This is a genomic window from Bradyrhizobium tropiciagri (assembly GCF_018130545.1).
Classification (GTDB): domain Bacteria; phylum Pseudomonadota; class Alphaproteobacteria; order Rhizobiales; family Xanthobacteraceae; genus Bradyrhizobium; species Bradyrhizobium tropiciagri_A.
This window is the reverse complement of sequence record NZ_JAFCKF010000004.1, coordinates 822,875-847,874: the sequence shown is the minus strand read 5'-3', so window position 1 is coordinate 847,874 and position 25,000 is coordinate 822,875. Positions and strand designations below refer to the sequence as shown.

Here is a 25,000-nt window from a genome sequence, read left to right as displayed (position 1 = left end):
AGGGCGATGTCCGCAACTCGCTTCCGCAATGTTGCACTGAGCCTGCCCGACGTCGTCGAAGGCGCACATCACGGCACCGCCGATTTCCGCGTCGGCAAACGCATCTTCGCGACGCTCGGCCATCCCGACAAGGATTGGGGCATGGTGAAGCTGACGCCGGAGCAGCAGGCTGTCGTGGTCGAGGCCGAGCCTGAGATCTTCCGGCCGGTGCCGGGCGGCTGGGGCAAGAGCGGCAGCACCAATGTCCGCCTCGCCAAAGCCGATCAGATCACGCTGCGCAGCGCGCTCACAATGGCGTGGGACAATATCGCGGCGAAGCCTGTGAAGAAGATACGCGCGAAGAAACCATCCTGATCGCCTTGATCCCGCACTGCATCACGACGCACAGCAACGCTCCGCCGATTCTTTGAGCATGCATCCTGCGCGCGGTTCGTGCCTAATCGCGCAAACATTGGATTCGCGCGCGGAACGTTGCGCGGATCACGCAGAAGTTTTCGCCGGAGGAGGGCAATGCGAAGGCTCGCGCATGTCGCAGTGCTTGCGTCGCTCGTCACGTTGGCGGGCGCTGCGCTGGCGTTCGACAACGGCCAATACGACAACGTGCCGCCCGATATCCGCGCCTGGTTCAAGAGCGTGATCGCGCCGAACGGCGTGCCCTGCTGCGACATCTCCGACGGCCATCGCACGAGCTATGATGTTCGGGGCGGCGCCTATTGGGTGCCGATCGAAGGCGAGTGGATGATGGTGCCGGAACGCGCTGTGATCCGCGACCGCGGCAATCCGGTCGGCGAGGCCGTGGTGTGGTACGTGCACCACCGCGGCAACATCATCATCAGCTGCTTCGTCCCCGCGGACGCTGTCTGACCGGCGCCGGCCGCCTGCGCGGAGCCGCAGGTGCGATCGCGCCAATTTCAAACAATTACTCTCTGTTAACCTTACTTCTTAACCAATAATTAAGGATGAGTTTGCGGGCGCAACGCGGCCCGGCCTAGCGTCCGCACAATGCTCCTAACCGCGAGTTGGTGCGTGCCATGCCCCTGCGAACACATGCCTATCGAACACCTGGGGCGCTGATGGCGTCCCTTGGCGTTGCAGCGCTGCTGCTTGCCTGCTCCACCGAGACCTATGCGAGATCCGGAACGGCGCCGCGCGGCACGTTCTCCTCGCATCATCCGGGCTTCCGTCATCACCTGCGCGTGCCCGGCATCGTGTTGCCGGGAACGAGCGGATATTACGACGACGCGTTGGCCGCCGCTCCCCTCGCCGCCGAAGTCCCGGCGCCGGCCTCGAACGATGTCCGCTACACCTACACCCAGGACGTGCCCTGGGATTGGGCGCATCGCTATCCGCCGGCCGTGGTGCCGTCGGATCGTCCCTACGTGTCGAGCTGCCCCACCGAAAGCGTCACGGTGCCCGGACGCGGCGGCGACCGCACCATCAACATCACGCGGTGCTACTGATCGATCGCTTCACCCAGATCACGAAAACAAATGAGGCCGCCCGCAAGGACGGCCTCTCGTATTTTTGGCAACACGCTCCGAGCGCGAAGCCGCGGCTCAGTGGTCCTCGCCCTGGAGATGACCGACGTGCTTCTGGGTGTAGAGCTCAAGACCGATGCGCTTGATCAGGTCGAGCTGGGTCTCGAGGAAGTCGATGTGGTGTTCCTCGTCCTTCATCAGCTGCTCGAACAGGTCGCGCGTGACGTAGTCCTTGACGCCGTGGCAGTAGGTCGCCGCCTCCTGGTAGAGCGTGCGGGCGCCGATCTCAGCGGCGAGGTCAGCCTCGATGATCTCCTTGACGTCCTGGCCGATCTTCAGGGGATCGAGCACCTGCAGGTTCGGGAAGCCGTCGAGGAACAGGATGCGATCGACGAACTTGTCGGCGTGCTCCATCTCCTCGATGGACTCCTTGCGCCAGACCTTGGCCATTTCCAGGAGGCCCCAATTGTTGAGCATCCGGTAGTGCAGCCAATACTGATTGATGGCGGTCAGTTCGCTGCGCAGCCCCTTGTTCAGATAATCAATGACCTTCGGGTCGCCTTGCATGATCCACTCCACCTGTCGCGGCCACCGTTGGCCGGTCTGAATTTAGAACGCTTCTAAATCAGATTACCGGAGAGAGCAACCCTTCGCGGAAGCGACGCGTGGATAAACCGGATTTGGGGATTTGGCGGAGGCGGATCGTTGCCGCCGGCGGGAAAGCCGGCTCGCCGGAAGAAAACGGGAAGCAGATCGGATCGGAACCGGAAGTTGCCTCAGCAGGCCGCGAGCGCGAACTCGGTGGCCGGCTCGGCGTCTTCGTTGGCGGCGTGGGGATGCCCGCTGTGGGGGCAGCCGGAGCAGCAGGCCTTGGCGCAGGGGCCGAGCGCCTCGTCGATGATCGCCTTGATGGTGCGCGCGCAGCGGCCACACTCGGCACTGCAGCCGAGGCAGCCATAAACCTGCTTGGCATTACGTGTCACGGACCCACCGCCATTGACGGCATTGCGGACATCGTGGTCGCTGAGGACGTTACAGGAACAGACAATCATCAGAAGAAGCGGGTCCAACGGGTGATGCTCGCCAATATGGATATTGTCGGCCCTCGCCGGATGCAAAAGGAAAAAGCAGTTCTTGTAGCAATTCCAAACTGATGCGGGATTCATTCTGGAATGAATCTAAATCGGACGGCCCGGGCTTTCGGGAATACCAGGCGCGCCGGGCGGGTCCTGCCGGGCCGATCCCCACAAGCAGCTGTGCGTTGCAAGATATTCCAAAAGCTGCAAGCATTTGGACGCGAATACGGCAGCGTCGTTCATTGATCATTCAAGCGGAATATGGAACCCTTCAGGCGAGACAGATCGCCAACGTACGCTGTCCCTGCTCCCGTGAGAAAGGTGAGGTCATGAAGAAGACATTGCTGGCGCTTTGCGCCGTCGCCACTCTGGCGGTTTCGGCTGTGGCGGTGCCCGCCCCCGCCCAGGCACAACGCGGTGTCGCCGCTGGCGTCGCTGCGGGATTGATCGGTGGCGCCATCGTCGGCGGCGCGATCGCTTCGCAGAACGGATATTACGGTCCGGGATATGGCTACTACGCGCCCGGTCCCGCCTATGTCGCCGAGCCCGGTTATGGTCCCGACTGCTTCTGGCAGCGCCAGCGCTTCTGGGACGGCTACACCTGGCGCATTCGCCGCGTCCGCGTTTGCGATTGATCGCCATTCATCTCGATTAAATCGAACCAAACGTCCCGGAAAACCGACTGTTCTCCGGGACGTCGGCTGTAGATGGCCAGAAAAAACCGCTTTTCTGCGCGATGAGGCTGCGGACGTTTACTTTCGGTTGACTGTTCTGCGCTGTTTAGCAAGACAGCAGTTCGAGATCAGCGTGTGAGTCACCTAACCCCGGCGCCGAACCTCGACGCCACCATCTTCCAGGAGAGCCAAAGACATGAAGAAGACTTTAGCTGCCCTTGTCGCCGTTACCACGATTGCCGGTTCGCTGGCGGTTGCTCCGGCTGCCAAGGCTGGTGACGGCGGTGCCGTCGCGGCCGGCGTTGCCGGCGGCCTGATCGGCGGCGCCCTGCTCGGCGGCGCGATTGCCGGCGCTCGCCCGGCTCCGGTCTATGTTGCACCGGCCCCGACCTACGTCGAAGAAGCTCCGTGCCGCTGGGTTCGTGAGCGCTTCTGGGACGGCTACGGCTGGCGCTTCCGTCGCATCCAGGTTTGCGACTGATCGACCGACACGGTTTCAGCATCACACTCGAAAACCCGGCCTTGCGGCCGGGTTTTTGTTTTCCGCGCAGAAACAGTCTCGGCGCAGAAACAGTCTTGGCGATGACCGATCAACGCGCCCCGTTCATCGCGCGCAGCACCGCCTCGCTCGGCCAGCAATCGACCTTCAGCCCGGCCTGTTTCTGATAGGCGCCGAGCGCCGCGCGGGTCTGCATCCCGGCCTTGCCGTCGAGCTTGTCCTTGTAGAGCCCGATCTTGGTCAGCTGCTGCTGCATCGCCTCGACATCGGCGGAGCGCAGCTGCTTCGAAGCCGACCACGGCGTCGCGAACGGCTGCGGGCTCGTCATGCGATCGGCGAGATGGCCGACGAACAGCACGTAGAGGTCGGAGAAATTGTACTCCTTGATCACGAAGTAATTCGGCGTGGTCAGGAAGGCCGGTCCGTAGATGCCTTCCGGCTGCAGCAGCGAGGCCGATTGCGCCTGCTCGGTCGCGTTGAGCTTTTGCCCGCGCACCGGCACGAAGCCCGCCCGCAGCCACTGGCTGATCGGTTTTGTCACCTCGGGCACGCCCATCGTGCAATCGGCATTGGCGGGTGCCGTGACCTCGTAGGCCCAGCGCACGCCGGGCTGCCAGCCCTTGTTGACGAGTTGCTGCGCGGCGGAGGCGAGCGCGTCCGGCACCGAATGCCAGATGTCGACCTTGCCGTCGCCGTCGAGATCGACGCCGTGCTTGTAATATTCCGACGGCAGGAACTGGGTGTAGCCGGTCGCGCCCGCCCAGGACGAGCGCAGCTCCTTGCGCGTCACCACGCCCTCGCCGAGGATCTTCAGCGCGAGGATGAACTCGGTGCGGTACTGATCCTTGCGGCGGCCGACATAGGCCTGCGTCGCCACCACGCGCAGCGTGTCGTAGGGCAGCGAGTAACGGCCATAGTCGGTCTCGCGGCCCCAGATCGCCAGGACGATTGGCGCCGGCACGCCGAACCGCTTCTCGATCGCATCGAGCGACGGCCGATACTTCTGCAACAGCCTTTGCCCTTCCGTGGCGAGCCGCGCGATCGAGGCTTCCTTGATGTAATCGGCCGGCACCTGCACGAATTCGGCTTGCGCCGGCGCGCCGGTCTTGGGACGTCCGGGCAGGATCAGGTCGGGCAGCTTGTAGTCGGGCTCGAGCCCACGTGTTTCCCGATCGAAGGTGTCGCGCGACACGCCGGCCGCCTTGGCCTCCGGCCACAGCGAGGCGATGAACTGGGTGAACGCGGCGTCGGCGGCGTAGGCAGGCCGCTGCAGCGGCGCGCACGACAGCAGCGCCAATGCGACAATGGTGGCTGGCCATTTCATGATCGATCTCACCCTGCTGAAACAGGCATTGCGAAGCGGATTCGGCGATTGTCAGAATTCAATTCTGGGTGGTAAGTTTTACCATGCGCATATTTTTATCATTTCCCTCCGAGCTGGAATCGCAGGCTGACAGCATCGCCCAGTCCCTGCGCAATTGCGACCATCAGGTTTTCTTTTCGCACGACGATCTTCCGGCGGGCGACAGCTTCGATGCACGCGTCGAAAAAGCCATCGAAAGCAGCGATTTTATGGTGTTCCTGATCAGCCCGGAATCGGTGACCAGGGGACGCTACACCTTGAGCGAGCTCGCCTTCGCCAAGACCAAATGGCCGAACCCGAGCAATCGCGTGCTGCCGGTGATGATGGCGCCGACCCCGCTCGACCAGGTCCCGACCTATCTCAGGGCGGTCACGATCCTCGAGCCGCAGGGCAGCGCAGCGGCCGAAACGCGGGCCGCGGTGGATCGGATGCTGGCCGCCGACAGCGCGCAGTCGCGCGGCCGATCCAATTTGCCGTTCATTGCATTGGCGCTGGCTTCCGCCATCGCCTGCACCCTCGCCGTGAAATATGCCACCGGATTGCTGCGATTTTCGTTCGTTGATTCCGGGCCATACGGTGGAATAACGATCCTGCCCGGCGTTATATTTGGCGTCGTGGTCGCGACCTGCAATTTCATCTTCGGCATCAAGGACCGGTTCCAGCTGTTACTCGTGATTGCGATTACCGCAGCGGCGTGGATCTCGGCCTTCGATGCCAGCAGTGTCACGCTTCAGACACTCGGCCAATATTCGAAAGTTGCTACCACCGCCGCCGCAGATACCACCGCCGCCGATACCACCGCCGCTGCCGATAGCAGTGCCGCACCCGACAGCAGTGCCGCCGACGCAACCACCACGTCCGCAGCTGAGGTCAGAGACACGCTCACCAATAATCCTTTCATGGGCTACGTCATCGGTGGCGTCGGCGGAGCGGTTGGCGGTGCGATCACCATTCTCGGCATCATCCTGACAAATCCCAGCTTCCGACGGCTCAACAGTGTCGTCATGACCTGGATCGCAGCTGTCGCTGCCGGGATCGTCTACGGCACGGTCGTCAAGCTGCCGGATTTGCTCGGCTGGCTGGTGCTATTCGGCGTCTGGCAGCCTGTGTTCGTCGTTGCGATGGCGCGTGGATTCCCGAATGGCGCCGCGCAGATTCCGGAATGGCTCGGCAAGATCACCGCGGCAGCCTCGCTCGGCTCACGCGCGGCGCGGTAGCGCCGCGCCGCGCATAGAGCGTTTCCGAGCGAAGTGGGCACCGGTTCGTTTGAAGGAAGCGCGTCAACAAAGAGCCCCTAGTGTCCCGCTTGCTGCTTGGCGCCCTCGATCGAGTCGTTCGACAGCTTGTCGACGAGGGCGATGCCGATCGCAGACAGGATGAAGACGCAATGGATGATGGTCTGCCACATCACGCCGGTCTCGGTGTAGGTGCTCTTGCCGGACGATAGCGCGCCGGCCTCGATGAAGGTGCGCAGCAGATGGATCGAGGAGATGCCGATGATCGCCATCGCCAGCTTGATCTTCAGAACGCTGGCGTTGACATGGCTGAGCCATTCCGGCTCATCGGGATGTCCCTGCAGATTGAGCCGCGACACGAAGGTCTCGTAGCCGCCGACGATCACCATCACCAACAGGTTCGAGATCATGACGACGTCGATCAGGCCGAGCACGGCCAGCATGATCTGTTGCTCGCTGAAGTCGAAGGAATGCGCGAACAGGTGCCACAGTTCCTTCAGGAACAGCACGACATAGACGCCCTGGGCGATGATCAGGCCGACATAGAGCGGCAATTGCAGCCAGCGCGATCCGAAGATCAGCATGGGGACGGGACGCAGCGACCGGCCCTTCAGGGGGGCACGCGCGTCGGAAACAGCGGACATGTTGGAAAGCTCGCAGGATTGAAATTGCGGAGCGCTCTATCTACGCAATCCCGCGCGCTTGAAAAGCGACAACTGGCCGCAGATTGCGCCGCGATCCCGTCACGATCCTGCTAATCTTCGAATTCGATCCTTCTCCTGTCGCCGACAAGCGATAGTCTGGCCACATTGTCCGCCCAGCGCGAGCGCGCGCCGATGTTCTTTCCGAAGGTCAACGTCAAGGACGATCCGAAGCGCCGGTGGCATCGCCCCGATCGCCATTTCTTTGCGAATGGCGCCTGCCAGGTGCTCGCCTACGCGTTTCTCGAAAGATACGCCCAGCTTGGCTTCCACGCCCGCTGGATCAAGCCGGCTGCCGGCTACATCGGCAACCACATCTACGTCACGGACGGGAATGCTGCGTTCGACTATCACGGCCTGACGACAGAGGCGCAGCTGTTGTCGCTCGGCTTCCGGCGCGCGCGGCGGTTTTTCCCAGGCTGGGACGCGACGCTCGTCGATCTGCCGACCGAAGTCCTGATCTCGGAACCGCGCTCGCGGCAGATCGAAGGGCTCTGGCTGCGCGAGCCAAAGCAATTCCTTCACGACGCGCTGCCCCGCGCACGCGCCTTCCTCGACAGGTTCGGCGACCTGCGAGGCCGGCTCACCGCGTCAGCTAACCGTAGAGGCTAAATTCGTTCAGTCCGACACCTAGCGCGGTGCTGCATGTCTCTAGAAAGACGTCGGCGGCTTTGGCCGTGCTTTCGAGGAGTTCACCGTTGACGTCAGGCATATAAAGCGGCCACTCCTTGCCGAAATCGATGCTGATTGCAAAGCGATTGCACAAGCCACCCGGTTGGGGTGTTTTCTTGCCGGTCGCTCCATCCACAATCTCGGCAATCTGATCCTGCGGACGGAAAGCTGATCCGCAGGAAGGGCAAATTTGACGAATTCTCTCTGTCGCCGACCAACCTATCGCGTCATAGTCATATCCTAGACCGCATCCACACTTGCAGGTCGGACTCACCTGCCTGGCATCACCATGGCCATCAGTCCTTACATTCAGGAAATCATCGGACATCTCGATCGTCAGAGAGTGCGGAAAACTGTGGTCTCCTCGATAGATGCGTTCGGTGATAGTCCTCATCGGATAGACTGCGTTTGAGTCGCACTCCCATCGAATCACAGTGCTGGGCTTCGCGAGTGCCGACAGCGCTTCGCCCGTTGGCGGGACCGGAAACGGCTTCCAGATATCTCGACGAGGCGGCTTCGGAGCTCTCTTTCCCCAAAGCCGCGCCCAGAACCTGGATTGCGGCTTGGCGGCCTGCCTTTGCTCGACCGCTTCTTCAGGGGACAGTGCCGTCATGAAGCGAGCGGTGGGTTGTGAGCCCTGACCGTCCGCTACAGCGATGAAACCGTTCTCGATCCAGGCATGGATCAGAGCAACAATCCGATCCGGTGCGGGGCGAACGGTGTTATCCCGCGGTATCAAGTAATGAGAATAAGTAATTCCCATTGAGAACTTTCGCGATGCGGCTACCTCACCGCGTCAGCTTCTTGTACTTCACGCGGTGCGGAATGATGCTGTCCTGGCCGAGCCGGCGCATCTTGTCCTTTTCGTAATCCTGGAAGTTGCCCTCGAACCATTCGACGTGGCTGTCGCCTTCGAAGGCCAGGATGTGGGTCGCGATGCGGTCGAGGAACCAGCGATCATGGCTGATGATGACGGCGCAGCCGGCGAAATCCTCCAGCGCCTCTTCCAGCGCGCGCAGCGTGTCGACGTCGAGGTCGTTGGTCGGTTCGTCGAGCAGCAGCACGTTGGCGCCCGACTTCAGCATCTTGGCGAGATGCACGCGGTTGCGCTCACCGCCGGACAGCGCGCCGACTTTCTTCTGCTGGTCGGCGCCCTTGAAGTTGAACGACGAGCAATAGCCGCGTGAGTTGACTTCCTTCTTGCCGAGCAGGATCAGCTCGTTATTGCCCGAGATCTCCTCCCACACCGTCTTCTTGCCGTCGAGCGCGTCACGCGACTGGTCGACATAGCCGAGATGAACACTCTCGCCGACGGTGATGGAGCCCTTGTCGGGCTCCTCCTGCTTGGTGATCATCCTGAACAGCGTGGTCTTGCCGGCGCCGTTGGCGCCGATCACGCCGACGATGCCGCCCGGCGGCAGCTTGAAGGTGAGATCGTCGATCAGCATGCGATCGCCAAAGCCCTTGCTGAGGCCTTCGAAGTCGACGACGTTCTGGCCGAGCCGTTCGGCGACCGGAATCGTGATCTGCGCGGTCTGGGTCTGCTTCTCGCTGGCCTGCTTCAGCAGCTCCTCATAGCGCTGGTAGCGTGCCTTGGACTTGGCCTGGCGCGCCTTCGGCGAGGACGCGATCCACTCCTGCTCGCGGGCCAGCGTCTTCTGGTGCGCGGCGTCTTCGCGGCCTTCCTGCTCGAGCCGCTTCTGCTTCTGCTGCAGCCAGGACGAGTAATTGCCCTCATAGGGAATGCCGCGGCCGCGATCGAGCTCGAGGATCCAGCTCGTGACGTTGTCGAGGAAGTAGCGATCGTGGGTCACGATCAGGATCGCGCCCGGATAATTCCGCAGATGGCCTTCCAACCACGACACCGACTCGGCGTCGAGATGGTTGGTCGGTTCGTCCAGCAGCAGCAGTTCCGGCTGGTCGAGCAGCAGGCGGCACAGCGCGACGCGGCGGCGCTCACCACCTGACAGTTTTGTGACATCGGCATCGTCAGGCGGGCAGCGCAGCGCATCCATCGCCTGGTCGACCTTGCTGTCGAGATCCCACAGGCCCTGGGCCTCGATCTCGTCCTGCAGCTTGGTCATTTCATCGGCGGTCTCGTCGGAATAGTTCACCGCCAGCTCATTGTAGCGGTCGAGGATCGCCTTCTGCTTGGCGACGCCCTGCATGACGTTTTCACGGACCGAGAGCGTGGCATCCAGCTGCGGCTCCTGCTCGAGATAACCGACGCGGGCGCCCTCGGCGACCCAGGCCTCGCCGTTATATTCCTTGTCGAGGCCGGCCATGATCTTGAGCAGGGTCGACTTGCCCGAGCCGTTGACGCCGAGTACGCCGATCTTGGCGTCCGGGTAGAAGCTCAGATGGATGTTATCGAGCACCTTGCGGGTCGGATATGCCTTGGTCAGACCCTGCATGAAATAGATGAACTGGCGAGCCATCCGCTGTCCCTGGAATTGATCGGATTTAGAGGAAATTTTGCTGCCGCCGATGTAACGGCCGGCCTCCGAAAGCGCAACCGCGGGGGTCGCGTTTTCCATCCGTTCACCACGTTCGGTCCATTCACCACGGGTGACTACGGGTTCGCCACCATGTGTGCGCCGAATCACGACAATTGAAACCATCTTTTAATAAATCAGGCCAAAACTCGTTCTCAACGCCGAAAAACGGCGATTTTCGCGGCAGAACCGCGACCAAAACAGTTGAGGCCACATCATGGCTACCATTATTTCAGCACCTCTCTCCCGCCCGGCGATCAAGGGTGAGGCGACGCTGTTCGCCGAATTCCGCGCTTTCTGGCGTGCCTTCGTTGCCAAGGCTTTCAATCCCTACCGTCCGGAACTGCACTATATGCGCGGCCCCGGCCCGGCCTGCCGCGCCAAGCAGATGGCACTGTCGCCGGCGGTCAGATCGATGCTGGCCGATATCCGCACCGCCAAGGCGCGAAGGCCGTCCCGCCCGACGTGACAATCGCCCCGATGTGAAAGCGCGGCCGCTTGCGCGCCTGCCATTTGCGCGCGACCATGACGGGTATCCCGACGGCTGATTTCCGGCCGTCGCCCTCACCCTGAATGGACCTTCCCGATGACGCGGCTCCGCTGTGCAATCCTCGACGACTATTTCGACATCGCGCTTTCGCTCGCCGACTGGCCGGCGATCAAGGATGACGTCGAGGTCACCGTGTTCGACGAGCCGTTCGCGAACGAGGCTGACGCCGCCGCGAAGTTGAAGGATTTCGAGATCATCTGCGCGATGCGCGAGCGCACGGCGTTCCCGCGCAGCCTGTTCGAAGCGCTGCCCCAGCTGAAGCTTCTGATCACGTCGGGCATGCGCAACGCCGCGATCGACATGGAGGCGGCCAAGGCTTGCCAGGTGGTGCTGTGCGGCACCCAATATAGCCGCGATCCCACCGCGCCGCTGACCATGGGCCTGATCCTGGAGCTGACCCGCGGCATCGGCCGCGAGAATGCACGCATGCACGCCGGCGAGGCCTGGCAGAGCTTTGCCGGCACCGAGATCGAGGGCAAGACGCTCGGTGTCATCGGCCTCGGCAAGCTCGGCAGCAAGGTCGCCGGCATGGCCAAGGTATTCGGCATGAACGTGATCGCCTGGAGCCCCAATCTGACGCCGGAGAAGTGCAAGGAGGCCGGCGTCGGCTACGCCAGCAAGGACGAGCTGTTCGCGACATCGGACATCATCACCATCCATGTCGTGCTGAGCCCGCGCTCGCGCGGGCTGGTGGGCGCCGCCGATCTCGCCCGCATGAAACCATCGGCCTATCTGGTCAACACCGCGCGCGGGCCGATCGTCGACGAGGACGCCCTGCTTGCGGCGCTGCGCGAGAAGAAGATCGCGGGTGCCGGCATCGACGTGTTCTCGGTCGAACCGCTGCCGCTGGATCACCCGCTGCGCAAGCTCGACAACGTCGTGATCACGCCGCATCTCGGCTACGCGACGCGCGAGAGCCTGCAGACGCATTATCAGCAGATGGTCGCGTGCATCGATGCCTTCACCAAGGGTGCCGAGCCGCCGCGGCGGCTGGGCTAACGCGTTTTTGGTGGAACATGATCGTTTCGGAAATCCGCTTCACACTGTTCCGGATCATGCTCTAGCCGAGCCAGCGGAACGCGCGTTCGAGCTCGGCGCGGCCGTTCCGGTCATACCAACGCCCATGGGCGAGGATGATCCGCTCCGGGTTCCATTCGATCATGCGCGCGACGGCGGCCTTCAGCGCGTCGCGGTCGCGCGAGAACGTCACCCGCATGTCGCGCGGCGTGCTGCCGTCCGGATCGCGCACGCCACCGATCCAGGTCAGCAACCGCATCAACGGCGAACGAATGCGGTCGGCTTCAAAGTTTTCAATCAGGTCGGTCAGCAGCAACGTCCGTGACTTCAGATCGAAGAACACGGTCTCCGTCATGTAGCTCCCGGCCACCGGAAGCGTCGCGATGCATTCGTCCCACGGGTATCCTGACCGCGCCTCGAGCGGCTCGCCATCAAGAGCAAGCCGGTCGCCGGCCTGCTGCGCAATTCCCCGCGCGAGAAACACGCGCGCGTCGGGATAGGCCGCATGCCAGTCCGGGATCCACCAATAATGCAGGCGGTTCGGCCCGATGATCCAGCTCGGCACGCCGAGGCGCGCGATCTCGGTCTTCAGTTCATCTCCCAATGGAGTCGGCGAGTGGATGAAGAGCCGCGCGCCCGGCAGACGAATGATCGTTGCCCGTGTCGGGAACGGCATCCTGAGCCAGCGCGGGCCGAACCGGATCACTGGCCCGTCGATGATCCACACATCGTCGGCGACCGGCTTCGGCGTGTTCAGCGGCGGGTAGGTCAGGCGGGATTCTTGCCAGGATTCTTGCATCGCATTGCCTCCCGGGTGGCAACGTCGAGACCGACCAGCTTGTTGCAACAAAAAAGGCGCGCCGTTGGCGCGCCCTTTTCAATGATCAGTTTGCCGGCTGGCGCCTTAGCGCACCGTGACCGGCGCGGGCAGCGGCTGCACCGAGGTCGGCTGGGTGCCGGGCAGCGGCGCGGCCTGAGCCGGCGCCATCGGGTTCGGCGGCGGCGCGGCGGAGGCCGTCGTCGTTCCCGGAGCGGAGCCGCCGGGCAGCACGACCACGCGGGTGCCGACCTTGGCCCGATCGAACAGATCCGAGACGTCCTCGTTCAGCATGCCGATGCAGCCGGACGAGACGAACTTGCCGATGGTCGACGGCTGGTTGGTGCCGTGGATGCGATACACGGTCGAGCCGAGATACATCGCGCGGGCACCGAGCGGATTGCCGGGACCACCCGCCATGAAGCGCGGCAGATAGGGCTGGCGCTCGATCATTTCGGTCGGCGGATGCCAATCCGGCCACTCGGCCTTGCGGGTGATCTTCTGCACGCCGGTCCAGGTGAAGCCGTCGCGGCCGACACGGACGCCGTAACGGATCGCCCGGCCATTGCCGAGAACGTAATAGAGGTAGGTGTTGGGCGTATCAACGACGATGGTGCCGGCCGGCTCCTTGGTCGCGAACGCCACTTCCTGGCGACGCAGGTTCGGCGCCAGCTGCGCCGGTCCGTCTTCGGGCTGCTCGTCCGGCGGCAGCGCTGCGATCTGCACCGGCTTGCCATTGGCGTCGACCGGCGCCTGCTGCGGCGGCACGGCTCCGGTCACGCCCTCCGGCGGACGCATGCCGCCGCGGTCATCGCCATAGGAAACACCGGCGGCGGGAACGCCATTGTCGCGATACGCCTGCTGCGGACCACCACCCGGCGCGCGATCGCCATAGATCACCGGCGGCGGTCCCATTGGCCGGCCATAGCGCGGATCGTCGGGCGACATTACCGGACCGGTCGGGGCACGTTCGGAGTAGACCGGCGGCGCATTCATCGGACGGCCGTAACGCGGATCGTCCGGCGACATCACCGGGCCGGGCGGCGGCAGCGCGGCCGAGTTGCGCGGCGCGTCTTCATCGTCGGTCGCATCGAAATCAGGCATGTTGCCCTGCGAGTAGGGCTGCGGCGCGGCCGAATAGACCTGACCCTGAGGCGCCGGATAACCCTGCTGCGCATGCGCGAGCGAGGTTCCTGCCACGCCGAGAGCCGCGGCAGCGCAAATCGTCAGAATGCGGTTGATCATCATTGCTCTGTTATAGTCCCCAAGCCACACCGGACCGTTAACGGCCCAATGCAGGAAGATAGCGGCGCATTCAAGACAAATCCGCGAAACCCGGGCGATTTCGGGCATTTGTGATGTCGACGAACGCTGCGGTAAAGATGTCTCATGGCCCGTCAAACGCTGTCTACGTGGCCAAAGTCATCAATCGCCCGCATTTTGTAACAAACAGTCTCCGGGCGTTGCGATATTCTCGAATCGGCCTGATTCGCGCTCGCGACGCCGGCTTTCTCGTGTGGTCACCGCGTTCCCTTGATATCTGCACCCTCCCGTAGAAGGGGGAACCCGCGCCCATGCTTCCCGGCCTTCGTTTCCTGTTCGCTGCGACCGTGCTGGCGATCTCGCTTCTGGTGTTTGGGCTCGGGGCGGCCGCGCTGTTCCGCGCGGCGCATGAAGAGTTCGCGAGCATTCCGGCCCGCCGGGCCCCGCCCGAGCCGCAGTTCGCGCAACAACCCGAGGCACCACCGGTGCTCGCGATGGTGCGGGTCGATCCACCCGCTGCGGACAAGACTACGACCAATACTCCGGCACCTTCGACCCCGTCCGAGCCCGCTGCGGCCGAGCCGGCCGCTCCCGCTGAAGCCGCACCTGCAGCCCAACCGGAGCAGGTCACAGCCGTGAAGGCGGATGATCCGGTGCCATCAGCTCCGCCGAAGCCGGAAGCCCAGGCCGCCGAGACGCCCGCGCCAGCTCAATCGGCTGACACTGCGGCACCGGCGCCGAGCGCAGATCCTGCGCCGGCATCGGAGCCTGCGCCCGCTGCCGCCGAAGCGATACCAGCGCCCACCGAGGCCAAGGTCGCCGTCGTGGCTGATCCACCCGCCGCTACGAGCGAGCCCGCACCTGCTGCACCGGCACCCGCTATGGCTGCGCCGGAGCCCGCACCGCCGCCGTCACCGGAGGCGATCGCGGCCGCGACAAAGATCGCGACGCTGGGCGGACCTGAAGTCGTGATCGAAGCCCCAGCGGCGCCGAAGGCCGCCGAGGCGAAGAAGCCGGAGCGCAACGCAACCGGCAAGCCGGCACACCGCAAGGAGCGACGGCGGATTGTCCGCACGCGCCCGGTTCGGCAGGTCATGCAGCAGCAGATTGATCCGTTCGGCAATACGACCCTGGTGCCGGTCACGCGGCGCTAGGCTATCAAGCTGGTCCCGTCGCGATCGGCGGGCCGTTGGCCTGGCCCCATTCCGACCATGAACCGTCATAGAGCGCGCTGTCGGTGACGCCGAGCCGGTAGAGCGCCAGCGTCAGCACGCCGGCGGAGACGCCCGAGCCGCAGCTCGTCACGATCGGCGCATCGAGCTTCACGCCGGCGCCGGCGAATGATTTGCGCAGATCATCGAGCGGCTTCATCTCGCCGGTCGCGGCATCGAACAATTGGTTGTAGGGCACGTTGCGGGCGCCGGGGATATGCCCAGCGCGGATCCCCGGCCGCGGCTCCGGCGCACGGCCCTCGAAGCGATCGGCAGCGCGCGCATCGATCACCTGCTCGGCGCGGCTTTCGACATTGGCGATCATCTGCTCGATGCTGCGCACGCGCTTCGGATCGTAGCTCGTCTTGAACGTCGCGGGATTCGGCTTCACCTCGCCGCTCTCGATCGCCCTGCCCTCGGCGCGCCACTTCTTCAGACCGCCGTTGAGGATGCGCACATTGCGATGGCCGTAGGACAGGAACATCCACCAGGCGCGCGGCGCTGCGACCCAGCCGCCGGAATCATAGATCACGACGGTATCGGCATTGCTGACGCCGAGCCCGCCGATGTCGCGACCGAACTGCTCGGCGCTCGGAAACATATGCGGCAGCGGATTGGCATGATCGGACACCGCATCGACGTCGAAGAACACGGCGCCGGGCAGATGCGCGGCGAGATAATCATCCTTCGGCAGCGGCAGCACGCCGGGCAGCTTGAAGGTCGCGTCGAGCACCTTGACGCTGGCATCGCCGAGATGCGCAGCCAGCCATTCGGTCGAAACGAGCGGATCGTCGTTAGCAGTCATGATCTGATGTCCTTGCGGGCGTGAGGCCTTTCAGCCCTTCTTCTTCGGCTCCCAGGCCTCGATCGGCCCGCCGGCCTCGCGCCATGCGGCGAAGCCGCCGCCCATATGGGCGACCGGCTTCAGGCCCATGTCCTTCGCGGTCTTGGCGGCGAGCGCCGAGCGCAGGCCCCCGGCGCAATGGAAGATGAACTTCTTGTCTTCCTGGAAGATCGGCTTGGCGTAGGGGCTGTTCGGATCGATCCAGAACTCGAGCATGCCGCGGGTGCAGGAGAACGCGCCGGGAATCTTGCCGTCCCGCTCGATCTCGCGGGGATCGCGGATGTCGACGATGACGACGTCGTTCTTGCCGATCATCGTGATCGCATCGGCCGCGCTGATGGTCTCGATCTCGGCATTGGCCTCGTCGATCATCACCTTGATGCCGCGGTGGATGTTCTGGGGCATGGGGCTCTCCCTGGATGGTGTTGGCGCGCCCGGTAAGCGCGCGACGCATGTAGCGTTTAGCGCACCAGCTCCCGCATCGCGTTCTCCAGACCCTCGATCGTGATCGGATACATGCGTTCGGAGAACAGGCGGCGGATGATGGTGGTCGATTCCGAATAGTCCCAGTGCTTCTGCGCCACCGGATTAAGCCACACCGCATGCGGATAGGTGCGGGTGATGCGGTCGATCCAGACCGAGCCGGCCTCTTCGTTGACATGCTCGACCGAGCCGCCGGGCACCATGATCTCGTAAGGCGACATCGAGGCGTCGCCGACGAACACCACCTTGTAGTCGTGCGGATACTTGTGCAGCACGTCCCAGGTCGGCGTGCGATCGGTGAAGCGCCGCTTGTTCTGCTTCCAGACGCCTTCATAGAGGCAGTTGTGGAAGTAGAAATATTCCATGTGCTTGAATTCGCTCTTGGCGGCCGAGAACAGTTCCTCGACCTGCTCGATATGCGAATCCATCGAACCGCCGATATCGAAGAACACCAGCACCTTGACCGCGTTGCGCCGCTCGGGGCGCATGTGCACGTCGAGATAGCCGTGGTTGGCGGTCTCCTTGATCGTGGTGTCGAGATCGAGTTCGTCGGGGGCGCCGGTGCGCGCGAACTTGCGCAGCCGCCGCAGCGCGACCTTGATGTTGCGGATGCCGAGCTCGACATTGCCGTCGAGATCCTTGAACTCGCGCTTGTCCCACACCTTCACGGCGCGGTTGTTGCGGTTCTTCTCCTGCCCGATCCGCACGCCCTCGGGATTGTAGCCATGGGCGCCGAACGGCGAGGTACCGGCGGTGCCGATCCATTTGCTGCCGCCCTGATGGCGGCCCTTCTGCTCCTCGAGGCGCTTCTTCAAGGTCTCCATGAGCTTGTCCCAGCCCATGGCCTCGATCTGCTTCTTCTCTTCCTCGGTGAGATATTTCTCGGCGAGCTTCTTCAGCCACTCCTCGGGGATCTCGGCCTTGCCCATGGCGTCGAGCAGGCTCTCGAGCCCCTTGAACACGGTGCCGAACACGCGGTCGAACTTGTCGAGATTGCGCTCGTCCTTCACCAGGGCGGCGCGCGACAAATAGTAGAAGTTCTCGACGGTCTGTTCGGCGAGATCGGCGTCAAGCGCTTCCATCAAGGTCAGATATTCCCGTAGCGTCACGGGGACCTGGGCGTCGCGCAGCGATGTGAAGAACTGCAGGAACATGGTTACTTAAATCGCCCGCCCTGCCGGTGCCGTCAAGGGCCTCTCCCCCGCCCGTTCCGGCGGATCAGCCATTCACTTTCACTTAACCACCCCGGCCAGCTTCGGCTCCCGGGGCCGAAACGTGACGTTAAGATGGGACGTTGATCACTGGAGGTAAAACGACGCCAGTGGACCCGATCGACGTGCCCAACAGCACCGCCAAGCTGCCGAAACTGTTCTCGCCGACGGCGATCGTCGCCGCCGTGGTGACGGCGATGAGCATTTTCGTGCTCGGTCTGCTGATCTGGAAGGCGGCCGATGCGCGCACCGTGGCGCTGGTCCAGGGCGAGCGCGACATCCGCAACCTGACCCACTCGCTGGCGGAACACGCCTCGCATTCGGTGCAGGCGATCGACGTCGCCATGAACGCGATGGTCGATCTGCTGAAATACCAGAAGCCGCGCGTCGACCGCTTCAACGCCGCCCTGCGCAAGACCGCCAATGCGCTGCCGCAGATCAGGGAGATCGGCGTGATCGATCCTGATGGCAACAGGATCTATTCGTCCGACGCGGAGCTGCCGGCGCACAACAACGCGGATCGGAGCTATTTCATCGCCCATCGCGACTCGACGGACGCCTCGCTGCACATCAGCGAGCCGTTGCAGTCGCGGGTGACCGGACATCCGACCATCGTGCTGTCGCGGCGCGTCACTAAGGAAGACGGCAGCTTCGGCGGCGTATTGTTTGCGACCATCGAAAGCAGCTATTTCGACAATTTCTACCAGGCCTTCAAATTCGGTCCGCACGCCGGAATTACCCTGCTTCGCCTCGACGGCATCGTGCTGGCACACTGGCCGGCAGGCAAGTGGAGCAAGGAAGTGTCCGCGGCTTTCAAGGCGCAGATCGAGCGGGACCGGACCGGCTATACGAAGACCACGTCGCCATTCGATGGACGCGTCAAGTATCTCGGCTTCGAGCGCGCATCGCAGTATCCGATCGTGGTCACGGTCGCCCTGCCGGAAGCCCAGGTGCTCGCCGCATGGCACCAGGATCTACGCAACGACCTGATGGTCGCCGTGATCCTGATGGGAAGCGTCATTTTGTTCGCGATCCTGCTCGGCAAGGAGTTCGCCAAGCGGACCAAGGTCGCGCGGATGCTCCGCGAGCGCGAGGCGCGCTACCGGCTGCTTGCCGACAACATCGCCGACGTCGTGATCCTGCTCGACCGCGACGGCCGCTTCCTGTTCGTCTCGCAGTCGGTCGAGACCATCCTCGGCCGCAAACCTGACGACCTGATCGGCAAATCCTGCTTCGAATTCGTGCACCCCGATCACCTCGCCGACGTCGCCAGGGCGACATCGGAGTTGACCAACTGGACCACCACCAAGACCGTCGAGTTCAAGACCTTCCGCGCCGACGGCAGCGAGCTCTGGGTCGAGATCAATTTCAAGCTGGCCGGGCTTGCCGAAGATCACCATGCCATCGAGGTCGTCGGCGTGCTGCGCGACGTGACCGAGCGCCGCAAGATGGAGGACGAGCTCAACGCGCTGAACATGCGCCTGTCGGAGCTGGCGACGACCGACGGCCTGACCGCACTCGCCAACCGTCGCAGCTTCGACAACGCGCTGCCGCGCGAGTTCCGCGACCGCGAGCAGATTTCGCTGATCATGCTCGACATCGATCACTTCAAGGGCTTCAACGACACGCAGGGCCACCAGGCTGGCGACGAATGCCTGAAGCGCGTGGCGCGCGTGATCGCGGACGCCACCGACAACACCGCCGCGCTGTCGGCGCGATATGGCGGCGAGGAATTCGCGGTCATCCTGCCCGGCATCGGCGAGCAGGATGCGCTGAAGGTCGCCGAAGCGATGCGGCTCACGGTGCGATCGCTGGCAATCGCCAACCCGGCCGCGCGCCGCGGCGTGGTCTCGATCAGCCTCGGGATCGCCAGCCGATCGGCCGCGACCGCGAACGAGACCGAATTGCTCGGTCAGGCCGACCTCGCGCTCTACGAGGCGAAACGTTCGGGACGCGACTGCACGGTGCTGGCCTCGTCGCTTGCGGGCGACGATCATTCCGCAGGACGGAAACAGTACGCCTGACATACTATGCACAAGGTGCCGTTCAGGGCACCGCTGCGCTGCGGAATCCACCCTAGACCGTCCGGCTTTTTCAATTACAATTGCGCCTGACAAGACATTGGGCAGGACGTTTGAATGGGCATCATTGCAGCACTCGTGATCGGCGCGATTGCCGGCTGGCTCGCCGGACAGATCGTGCGTGGCGCCGGGTTCGGGCTGATCGGCAACATCGTTGTCGGGATCGTCGGCGCGCTGGTGGCCAGCTGGCTGTTGCCGCGCCTCGGCATCAGCCTCGGCGGCAGCGCGATCCGCGACATCATCAACGCGACCATCGGCGCGGTCATCGTGCTGGTGATCGTGTCGTTCATCAGACGCGCGTGACCGACAAAATTGCACCCGAACGGCCGCTGTGACAGCGGTCGTTTCATGTTGAGGCCCGAACGGCCGACGAACGAACCAAGGCAAACAGATAGATGAAATTCACGGGTACCAAGGACTACGTCGCCACCGATGACCTCAAGGTCGCCGTCAATGCCGCCATCGTGCTGGAGCGCCCGCTGCTGGTGAAGGGCGAGCCCGGCACCGGCAAGACCGTGCTGGCCGAGGAAGTCGCGAAAGCGATCGACGCGCCGCTTCTGACCTGGCACATCAAGTCGACCACCAAGGCGCAGCAGGGCCTCTACGAATACGACGCCGTCTCGCGGCTGCGCGACAGCCAGCTCGGCGACGCGCGGGTCTCCGACATCAAGAACTACATCAAGCGCGGCAAGCTGTGGGAGGCATTCACCCACGAGAAGCGCCCGGTGCTGCTGATCGACGAGATCGACAAGGCCGACATCGAATTCCCCAACGACCTCCTGCTCGAACTCGACCGCATGGAGTTCCACGTCTACGAGACCGGCGAGACCATCAAGGCCAAGCTGCGCCCGATCGTGATGATCACGTCGAACAACGAGAAGGAACTGCCGGACGCCTTCCTGCGCCGCTGCTTCTTCCACTACATCAAGTTCCCCGACGCCGACACAATGAGCCAGATCGTCGACGTGCACTTCCCCGGCATCAAGAAACGGCTGGTGGAAGAGGCGCTGCGGATCTTCTTCGAGGTCCGCGAGGTGCCGGGCCTGAAGAAGAAGCCCTCGACCTCCGAACTGCTCGACTGGCTCAAGCTGCTGCTCAACGAGGACATCACGCCCGAGATGCTCAGGGAGCGCGACCCGCGCAAGCTGATCCCGCCGCTGCACGGCGCGCTGCTGAAGAACGAGCAGGATGTGCACCTGTTCGAGCGGCTGGCGTTCCTCAGCCGCCGCGAAGTCTAGTTTCGAGATCGGCAGACGCCGGGGCGATGGCTCCGGCGTTTTGCTTCCGGTGCCCAACAAACAAGCCAACAAGCAAGAAGACCAGGGAAGATGAACGTCCAGAGCCAAATCCGCGCCGCCGAACCGGTCACCACAGAGCATTTCGACGTCCTGATCGCAGGCGCCGGCATCTCCGGCGTCGGTGCCGCCTATCACCTCACCACGCAATCCCCCGGCACCAGCTTCGTGGTGCTGGAGACGCAGAAGACCTTCGGCGGCACCTGGTCGACCCACCGCTATCCCGGCATCCGCTCCGACAGCGACCTGCACACCTTCGGCTATCGCTTCAAGCCGTGGACCAGCGCACCGATCGCCAGCGCCGAAGAGATCCTGAAATACATGGGCGAGGTGATCGAGGAGAACGATCTCGCCCGTCACATCCGTTATCGCCACACCATCACCGCGGCAAAATGGTCGAACGAGACCAATCTCTGGACCATCGATGCGACGCGGATCGACACCGGCGAGCGGCTGCGCTTCACCACCAACTTCTTCTGGATGTGCCAGGGCTACTATCGCCACGATGTCGGCTACACCCCCGAATGGACCGACATGGCGAAGTTCAAGGGCACGGTCGTGCATCCGCAGACCTGGCCCGACGACCTCGACTACAAGGGCAAGCGCGTGGTCGTGATCGGTTCCGGCGCCACCGCTGCGACCCTGATCCCGGCGATGGCCAAGGACGCCGGCCATGTCACCATGTTGCAGCGTTCGCCGACCTATTTTCGCACCGGCCGCAACGCGATCGAGATCGCCGAGGAGCTGCGCCGGCTGCAGGTCGACGAGCACTGGATCCACGAGATCACCCGCCGCAAGATCCTGTTCGAGCAGGACGCCTTCACCAGGCGGACCTTCGCCGACCCCGAGGGCGCCAAGAAGGACCTGCTGGCCGCGGTCGAGGCCGTTCTCGGCAAGGACTACGACATCGCCACCCATTTCACGCCGAGCTACCGGCCGTGGCGGCAGCGCATCGCGTTCGTTCCGGATGCCGACCTGTTCCAGGCCATCAAGGGCGGCAAGGCCTCCGTCGTCACCGACGAGATCGACCGCTTCACCGAGAAGGGCATCCTGCTCAAGTCCGGCAAGGAGCTCGAGGCCGACATCATCATCACCGCGACCGGCTTCCATCTCTCCGCCAATGGCGGCATCGACTTCGAGATCGACGGCAAGCCGCTCGACTTCAAGGACACCGTGACCTATCGCGGCATGATGTTCACCGGCGTGCCGAACCTGGTCTGGGTGTTCGGCTATTTCCGCGCCAGCTGGACCTTGCGGGTTGATCTGGTCGGCGACTTCGTCTGCCGCATGCTCAACCACATGAAGGCGACCGGCGCGAAGAAGGTGACGCCGGAGCTGCGGCCGGAAGACCACAACATGCCGCTGCTGCCGTGGATCGATCCGGAGAACTTCAATCCCGGCTACATGATGCGCGGCATGCACCTGCTGCCGAAGCGCGGCGATAAGCCGGAGTGGCAGCACAATCAGGACTACTGGGCCGAGAAGGACGAATTCCCAGCGATCGACCTCAAGGACAAGGCCTTCGTCTACGGGTGAGTCCTCTCATCCGCTGTTGGTCCCGTCATCCTGAGGAGCGCGAAGCGCGTCTCGAAGGATGCACGGCCACCGGCCGGGCCGTCGCCCTTCGAGACGCGCTTCGCGCTCCTCAGGGTGACGGTGATAGATCAAGAGCGCGCTGATCGAGAACGAGCGTCGCGCGCTCACCTCATCCCTCACGCATACTCCGGCAGCTTCGCCGCCGCCTCGGGCGTCTTGCCGCGGATCATGTCGGAGGCCTTGTCGGCGATCATCAGGGTCGAGGCATTGAGGTTGGCGGAGATCATCCGCGGCATGATCGAGGCGTCGATCACGCGCAGGCCCTCCATGCCATGGACCCGAAGCTGATCGTCGACCACGGCCCACGGCGCATCGGCCGGGCCCATCCGGCAGGTGCAGCCGGGATGGAAGGTGGTGGTACCGCGCTGGGTCGCGGCCGCGAGCAGCTCGTCGTCACTCGTGACCTTCGGCCCCGGGAAATCCTCATAGGCGTAATACGGAGCGAGCGGCTCGGAGGCGAGCAAGCGCCGCGCCAACTTCATGCCCGCGACCACGACGCGGCGGTCGATCTCCTCGGCCAGATAATTGGTCTGGATGATCGGCGGCGCGAACGGATCGGCGGAGCGGATGCGGACATAGCCGCGGCTCTCCGGCCGCTGCTGCCATGAGGCCACCGTCATGCCGGGCTCGTCCTCGAGCTGGCCCTGCACGCCTTCCTTGTAGCTCGCCGGCGTAAAGGTGAGCTGCAGATCGGAGCTCTCGGTGGTCTCGCCGGAATGCCAGAAGCAGTAGACCATGGTCGGCGACAGCGACAGCAGGCCGCGCCGCGTCGTCGCCCATTTGATCGCCTCGCCCCACAGGCTGAAGCCGCGGCGCATTTCGTTGATGGTCCTGATGTTCTTGACCCGCGCCACCGAACGCGGCGCGTAGTGATCCTGCAGGCCTTCGCCGACACCCGGCAGCGCGTGGCGCACCTCGATGCCGTGCGACTGCAACAAATCGGGCGAGCCGACGCCGGAGAGCTGCAACAGCTGCGGTGAGTTGTAGGCGCCGCCGGAGAGGATGACCTCCTTGGTGGCGCGGATCTCCAAGGGATCGCCGTGCTTGCCGCCGCGGTTATAGCGCACGCCGACCGCGCGCTTGCCCTCGAAGATGATGCCAGTGACATGAGCATGCGTGCGCACGTCGACATTCGGCCGCTTCCGCGCCGGATGCAGGAACGCGGTCGCGGCGCTGACCCGACGTCCGTTCAGGATGGTGCGCTGGCAATACGACACGCCCTCCTGGATCTGGCCGTTGTAATCTGGGTTGCGCGGAATGCCGAGGCTGACGGCGCCCGCCATGAAGGCCTCGCAGAGCGGGTCCTGCCAGTCCATCGTGGTGACGGTAAGATTGCCGTCGCGACCACGATAAGTGTCGTCGCCCTCGCCGACCCGCTTCTCCATCCGCCGGAAATAGGGCAGCACGTCGGGATAGCCCCAGCCGCGATTGCCGAGCTGCGCCCAGGTGTCGAAATCCTGGCGCTGGCCGCGGTTGTAGATGTGGCCGTTGATCGAAGACGAGCCGCCGAGCGTCTTGCCGCGCGGCGCGTAGATGCTGCGCCCGCCGGTGTAGGGACCCACCTCCTGCTGGTAGGCCCAGTTCACGCTCTTCATGTGGAAGGTCTTGATGAAGCCGGCGGGCAGATGGATGTAGGGATGCCAGTCGCTCGGCCCCGCCTCGAGCACGCACACCCGCGTGCCCGCATCCTCACTCAACCGGTTGGTCAGCACGCTCCCGGCGGAGCCTGCGCCGATGATCACATAATCGAACGTTTCCATCGTCTCTTTTCTGGCGCCGACCAACCTGTCAGCGCGGCTTTTCGTTGAGTTGATAGTTGAGATGCGCCTTCACCGTCGGCCATTCGCTGGCGATGATGCTGTAAACCACGGTGTCGCGCAACGTGCCGTTGGGCGCGATCTGATGGCTGCGCAGGATGCCGTCCTGTTTTGCACCCAGGCGCTCGATGGCGCGCCGGCTCTGGTGATTGAAGAAGTGCGTGCGGAACTCGACCGCGATGCAATCCAGCGTCTCGAAGGCGTGCGTCAGCAGCAGCAGTTTGCACTGCGTATTGAGCGCGCTGCGCTGCACCCGCTTGGCGTACCAGGTCGAACCGATCTCGACACGACGGTTCGCCGTGTCGACATTCATGTAGGTCGTCATGCCGGCGATCCGGCCCTCGGCGTCGAACACCGTGAACGGCAGCATCGTGCCCGCGGCTTGCAGGCCGAGCCGGCGGTCGATCTCCTTGCCCATGGCCTCCGCCTTCGGGATCGCGGTGTACCAGATCTTCGAGAGATCACCGTCCTTCGCGGCCTCGACCAGGCCGCCGGCGTGATCGTGCGACAGCGGTTCGAGCCGCGCATGCGCGCCGCGAAGGGTGACCGGTTCAAGCCAGGGCATTCGAACATCCTCTACGTAGAAGCAGGCCTCACACTAGCCCGTCATTGCGAGCGACGC

The 25,000-nt window shown here is 63.8% G+C and carries 27 protein-coding genes; 14 read left to right on the top strand and 13 right to left on the bottom strand.

Annotated elements, in window-relative coordinates; translation table 11 throughout:
* Window positions 1–6: 6 nt before the first annotated feature.
* The 3 genes from JQ616_RS21700 (at window position 7) to JQ616_RS21690 (ending at window position 1,460) form a co-directional block, all read left to right on the top strand.
* Window positions 7–354, top strand: a complete 348-nt coding sequence (locus tag JQ616_RS21700) for an MmcQ/YjbR family DNA-binding protein (RefSeq protein WP_212017770.1) — start codon at window positions 7–9, stop codon at window positions 352–354.
* A 156-nt stretch (window positions 355–510) separates the two neighbouring features.
* Window positions 511–864, top strand: coding sequence for a hypothetical protein (locus JQ616_RS21695; protein WP_212017768.1), 354 nt, complete (start codon window positions 511–513; stop codon window positions 862–864).
* 167 nt (window positions 865–1,031) lie between these two features.
* The gene (locus tag JQ616_RS21690) at window positions 1,032–1,460 is read left to right on the top strand and encodes a hypothetical protein (RefSeq protein ID WP_212017766.1); all 429 of its coding nucleotides are present in this window, start codon (window positions 1,032–1,034) and stop codon (window positions 1,458–1,460) included.
* Between the two features lie 96 nt (window positions 1,461–1,556).
* Here the strand turns inward: JQ616_RS21690 and bfr are convergent, their stop codons facing one another.
* Entirely contained in the window at window positions 1,557–2,045 is a 489-nt protein-coding gene (gene bfr / locus JQ616_RS21685; RefSeq protein WP_212017764.1) for a bacterioferritin, read from the bottom strand.
* Between the two features lie 209 nt (window positions 2,046–2,254).
* A complete protein-coding gene (locus tag JQ616_RS21680; RefSeq protein WP_212017922.1) occupies window positions 2,255–2,530 on the bottom strand; it encodes a (2Fe-2S)-binding protein in 276 nt (91 codons plus the stop codon).
* A 353-nt stretch (window positions 2,531–2,883) separates the two neighbouring features.
* Between JQ616_RS21680 and JQ616_RS21675 the strand changes: the two genes are divergently transcribed.
* Together JQ616_RS21675 and JQ616_RS21670 are read left to right on the top strand one after the other, a co-directional pair.
* Window positions 2,884–3,189, top strand: a complete 306-nt coding sequence (locus JQ616_RS21675; protein ID WP_212017762.1) for a hypothetical protein — start codon at window positions 2,884–2,886, stop codon at window positions 3,187–3,189.
* Window positions 3,190–3,424: 235 nt separating this feature from the next.
* Window positions 3,425–3,709 carry a hypothetical protein gene (locus JQ616_RS21670; RefSeq protein ID WP_029084043.1) on the top strand — a complete coding sequence of 95 codons (285 nt, stop codon included), beginning with the start codon at window positions 3,425–3,427 and terminating at the stop codon, window positions 3,707–3,709.
* 109 nt (window positions 3,710–3,818) lie between these two features.
* Here JQ616_RS21670 and JQ616_RS21665 read toward each other — a convergent pair whose 3' ends face one another.
* On the bottom strand, window positions 3,819–5,051 hold the full coding sequence (locus JQ616_RS21665) for a lytic murein transglycosylase (protein WP_212017760.1): 1,233 nt from the start codon (window positions 5,049–5,051) through the stop codon (window positions 3,819–3,821).
* 83 nt (window positions 5,052–5,134) lie between these two features.
* Here JQ616_RS21665 and JQ616_RS21660 point away from each other — a divergent pair, with 83 nt between their 5' ends.
* Window positions 5,135–6,307, top strand: coding sequence for a toll/interleukin-1 receptor domain-containing protein (locus JQ616_RS21660; protein ID WP_212017758.1), 1,173 nt, complete (start codon window positions 5,135–5,137; stop codon window positions 6,305–6,307).
* A gap of 77 nt (window positions 6,308–6,384) precedes the next feature.
* Here the strand turns inward: JQ616_RS21660 and JQ616_RS21655 are convergent, their stop codons facing one another.
* A complete protein-coding gene (locus JQ616_RS21655) occupies window positions 6,385–6,969 on the bottom strand; it encodes a TIGR00645 family protein (protein ID WP_212017756.1) in 585 nt (194 codons plus the stop codon).
* Window positions 6,970–7,161: 192 nt separating this feature from the next.
* Here JQ616_RS21655 and JQ616_RS21650 point away from each other — a divergent pair, with 192 nt between their 5' ends.
* Window positions 7,162–7,638: a hypothetical protein gene (locus tag JQ616_RS21650; RefSeq protein ID WP_212017754.1), complete on the top strand. Its 477-nt coding sequence runs from the start codon at window positions 7,162–7,164 to the stop codon at window positions 7,636–7,638.
* Here the strand turns inward: JQ616_RS21650 and JQ616_RS21645 are convergent.
* Both JQ616_RS21645 and ettA read right to left on the bottom strand, forming a co-directional pair.
* Window positions 7,622–8,461 carry a hypothetical protein gene (locus tag JQ616_RS21645; protein WP_212017752.1) on the bottom strand — a complete coding sequence of 280 codons (840 nt, stop codon included), beginning with the start codon at window positions 8,459–8,461 and terminating at the stop codon, window positions 7,622–7,624. The two genes, JQ616_RS21650 and JQ616_RS21645, sit on opposite strands and share 17 nt — an antisense overlap.
* Before the next feature lie 25 nt (window positions 8,462–8,486).
* Complete coding sequence (ettA, locus tag JQ616_RS21640; RefSeq protein ID WP_212017750.1) at window positions 8,487–10,136, bottom strand: energy-dependent translational throttle protein EttA; 1,650 nt, start codon at window positions 10,134–10,136, stop codon at window positions 8,487–8,489.
* Between the two features lie 274 nt (window positions 10,137–10,410).
* On the opposite strand from ettA, the gene JQ616_RS21635 reads away from it, so the two are divergent.
* Together JQ616_RS21635 and JQ616_RS21630 are read left to right on the top strand one after the other, a co-directional pair.
* Window positions 10,411–10,662: a hypothetical protein gene (locus JQ616_RS21635; RefSeq protein ID WP_212017748.1), complete on the top strand. Its 252-nt coding sequence runs from the start codon at window positions 10,411–10,413 to the stop codon at window positions 10,660–10,662.
* Window positions 10,663–10,779: 117 nt separating this feature from the next.
* The gene (locus tag JQ616_RS21630; RefSeq protein ID WP_212017746.1) at window positions 10,780–11,742 is read left to right on the top strand and encodes a D-2-hydroxyacid dehydrogenase family protein; all 963 of its coding nucleotides are present in this window, start codon (window positions 10,780–10,782) and stop codon (window positions 11,740–11,742) included.
* Window positions 11,743–11,803: 61 nt separating this feature from the next.
* Here JQ616_RS21630 and JQ616_RS21625 read toward each other — a convergent pair whose 3' ends face one another.
* Entirely contained in the window at window positions 11,804–12,559 is a 756-nt protein-coding gene (locus JQ616_RS21625; protein WP_212017744.1) for a DUF4336 domain-containing protein, read from the bottom strand.
* Between the two features lie 105 nt (window positions 12,560–12,664).
* Window positions 12,665–13,825, bottom strand: a complete 1,161-nt coding sequence (locus tag JQ616_RS21620) for a L,D-transpeptidase family protein (protein ID WP_212017742.1) — start codon at window positions 13,823–13,825, stop codon at window positions 12,665–12,667.
* A 326-nt stretch (window positions 13,826–14,151) separates the two neighbouring features.
* Here JQ616_RS21620 and JQ616_RS21615 point away from each other — a divergent pair, with 326 nt between their 5' ends.
* Complete coding sequence (locus tag JQ616_RS21615; RefSeq protein WP_212017741.1) at window positions 14,152–14,994, top strand: hypothetical protein; 843 nt, start codon at window positions 14,152–14,154, stop codon at window positions 14,992–14,994.
* A gap of 4 nt (window positions 14,995–14,998) precedes the next feature.
* Here JQ616_RS21615 and sseA read toward each other — a convergent pair whose 3' ends face one another.
* From sseA to JQ616_RS21600, 3 genes are read right to left on the bottom strand one after another with little or no spacing between them, the layout of a single operon-like run.
* Entirely contained in the window at window positions 14,999–15,856 is an 858-nt protein-coding gene (sseA, locus tag JQ616_RS21610) for a 3-mercaptopyruvate sulfurtransferase (protein WP_212017739.1), read from the bottom strand.
* 30 nt (window positions 15,857–15,886) lie between these two features.
* Window positions 15,887–16,300, bottom strand: a complete 414-nt coding sequence (locus JQ616_RS21605) for a rhodanese-like domain-containing protein (RefSeq protein ID WP_050422006.1) — start codon at window positions 16,298–16,300, stop codon at window positions 15,887–15,889.
* A 56-nt stretch (window positions 16,301–16,356) separates the two neighbouring features.
* Window positions 16,357–17,532: a vWA domain-containing protein gene (locus JQ616_RS21600; RefSeq protein WP_212017737.1), complete on the bottom strand. Its 1,176-nt coding sequence runs from the start codon at window positions 17,530–17,532 to the stop codon at window positions 16,357–16,359.
* Between the two features lie 182 nt (window positions 17,533–17,714).
* Between JQ616_RS21600 and JQ616_RS21595 the strand changes: the two genes are divergently transcribed.
* The 4 genes from JQ616_RS21595 (at window position 17,715) to JQ616_RS21580 (ending at window position 22,501) form a co-directional block, all read left to right on the top strand.
* Window positions 17,715–19,613, top strand: coding sequence for a diguanylate cyclase (locus JQ616_RS21595; RefSeq protein WP_349630031.1), 1,899 nt, complete (start codon window positions 17,715–17,717; stop codon window positions 19,611–19,613).
* A 114-nt stretch (window positions 19,614–19,727) separates the two neighbouring features.
* Window positions 19,728–19,973 carry a GlsB/YeaQ/YmgE family stress response membrane protein gene (locus JQ616_RS21590; protein WP_212017733.1) on the top strand — a complete coding sequence of 82 codons (246 nt, stop codon included), beginning with the start codon at window positions 19,728–19,730 and terminating at the stop codon, window positions 19,971–19,973.
* Window positions 19,974–20,065: 92 nt separating this feature from the next.
* A complete protein-coding gene (locus JQ616_RS21585) occupies window positions 20,066–20,908 on the top strand; it encodes an AAA family ATPase (RefSeq protein ID WP_021076064.1) in 843 nt (280 codons plus the stop codon).
* A 90-nt stretch (window positions 20,909–20,998) separates the two neighbouring features.
* Window positions 20,999–22,501: a flavin-containing monooxygenase gene (locus tag JQ616_RS21580; RefSeq protein WP_212017731.1), complete on the top strand. Its 1,503-nt coding sequence runs from the start codon at window positions 20,999–21,001 to the stop codon at window positions 22,499–22,501.
* A 176-nt stretch (window positions 22,502–22,677) separates the two neighbouring features.
* Here the strand turns inward: JQ616_RS21580 and JQ616_RS21575 are convergent, their stop codons facing one another.
* Window positions 22,678–24,321, bottom strand: coding sequence for a GMC family oxidoreductase (locus JQ616_RS21575; RefSeq protein WP_212017729.1), 1,644 nt, complete (start codon window positions 24,319–24,321; stop codon window positions 22,678–22,680).
* Window positions 24,322–24,349: 28 nt separating this feature from the next.
* Window positions 24,350–24,943, bottom strand: coding sequence for a GNAT family N-acetyltransferase (locus JQ616_RS21570; protein WP_212017727.1), 594 nt, complete (start codon window positions 24,941–24,943; stop codon window positions 24,350–24,352).
* Window positions 24,944–25,000 lie beyond the last annotated feature (57 nt).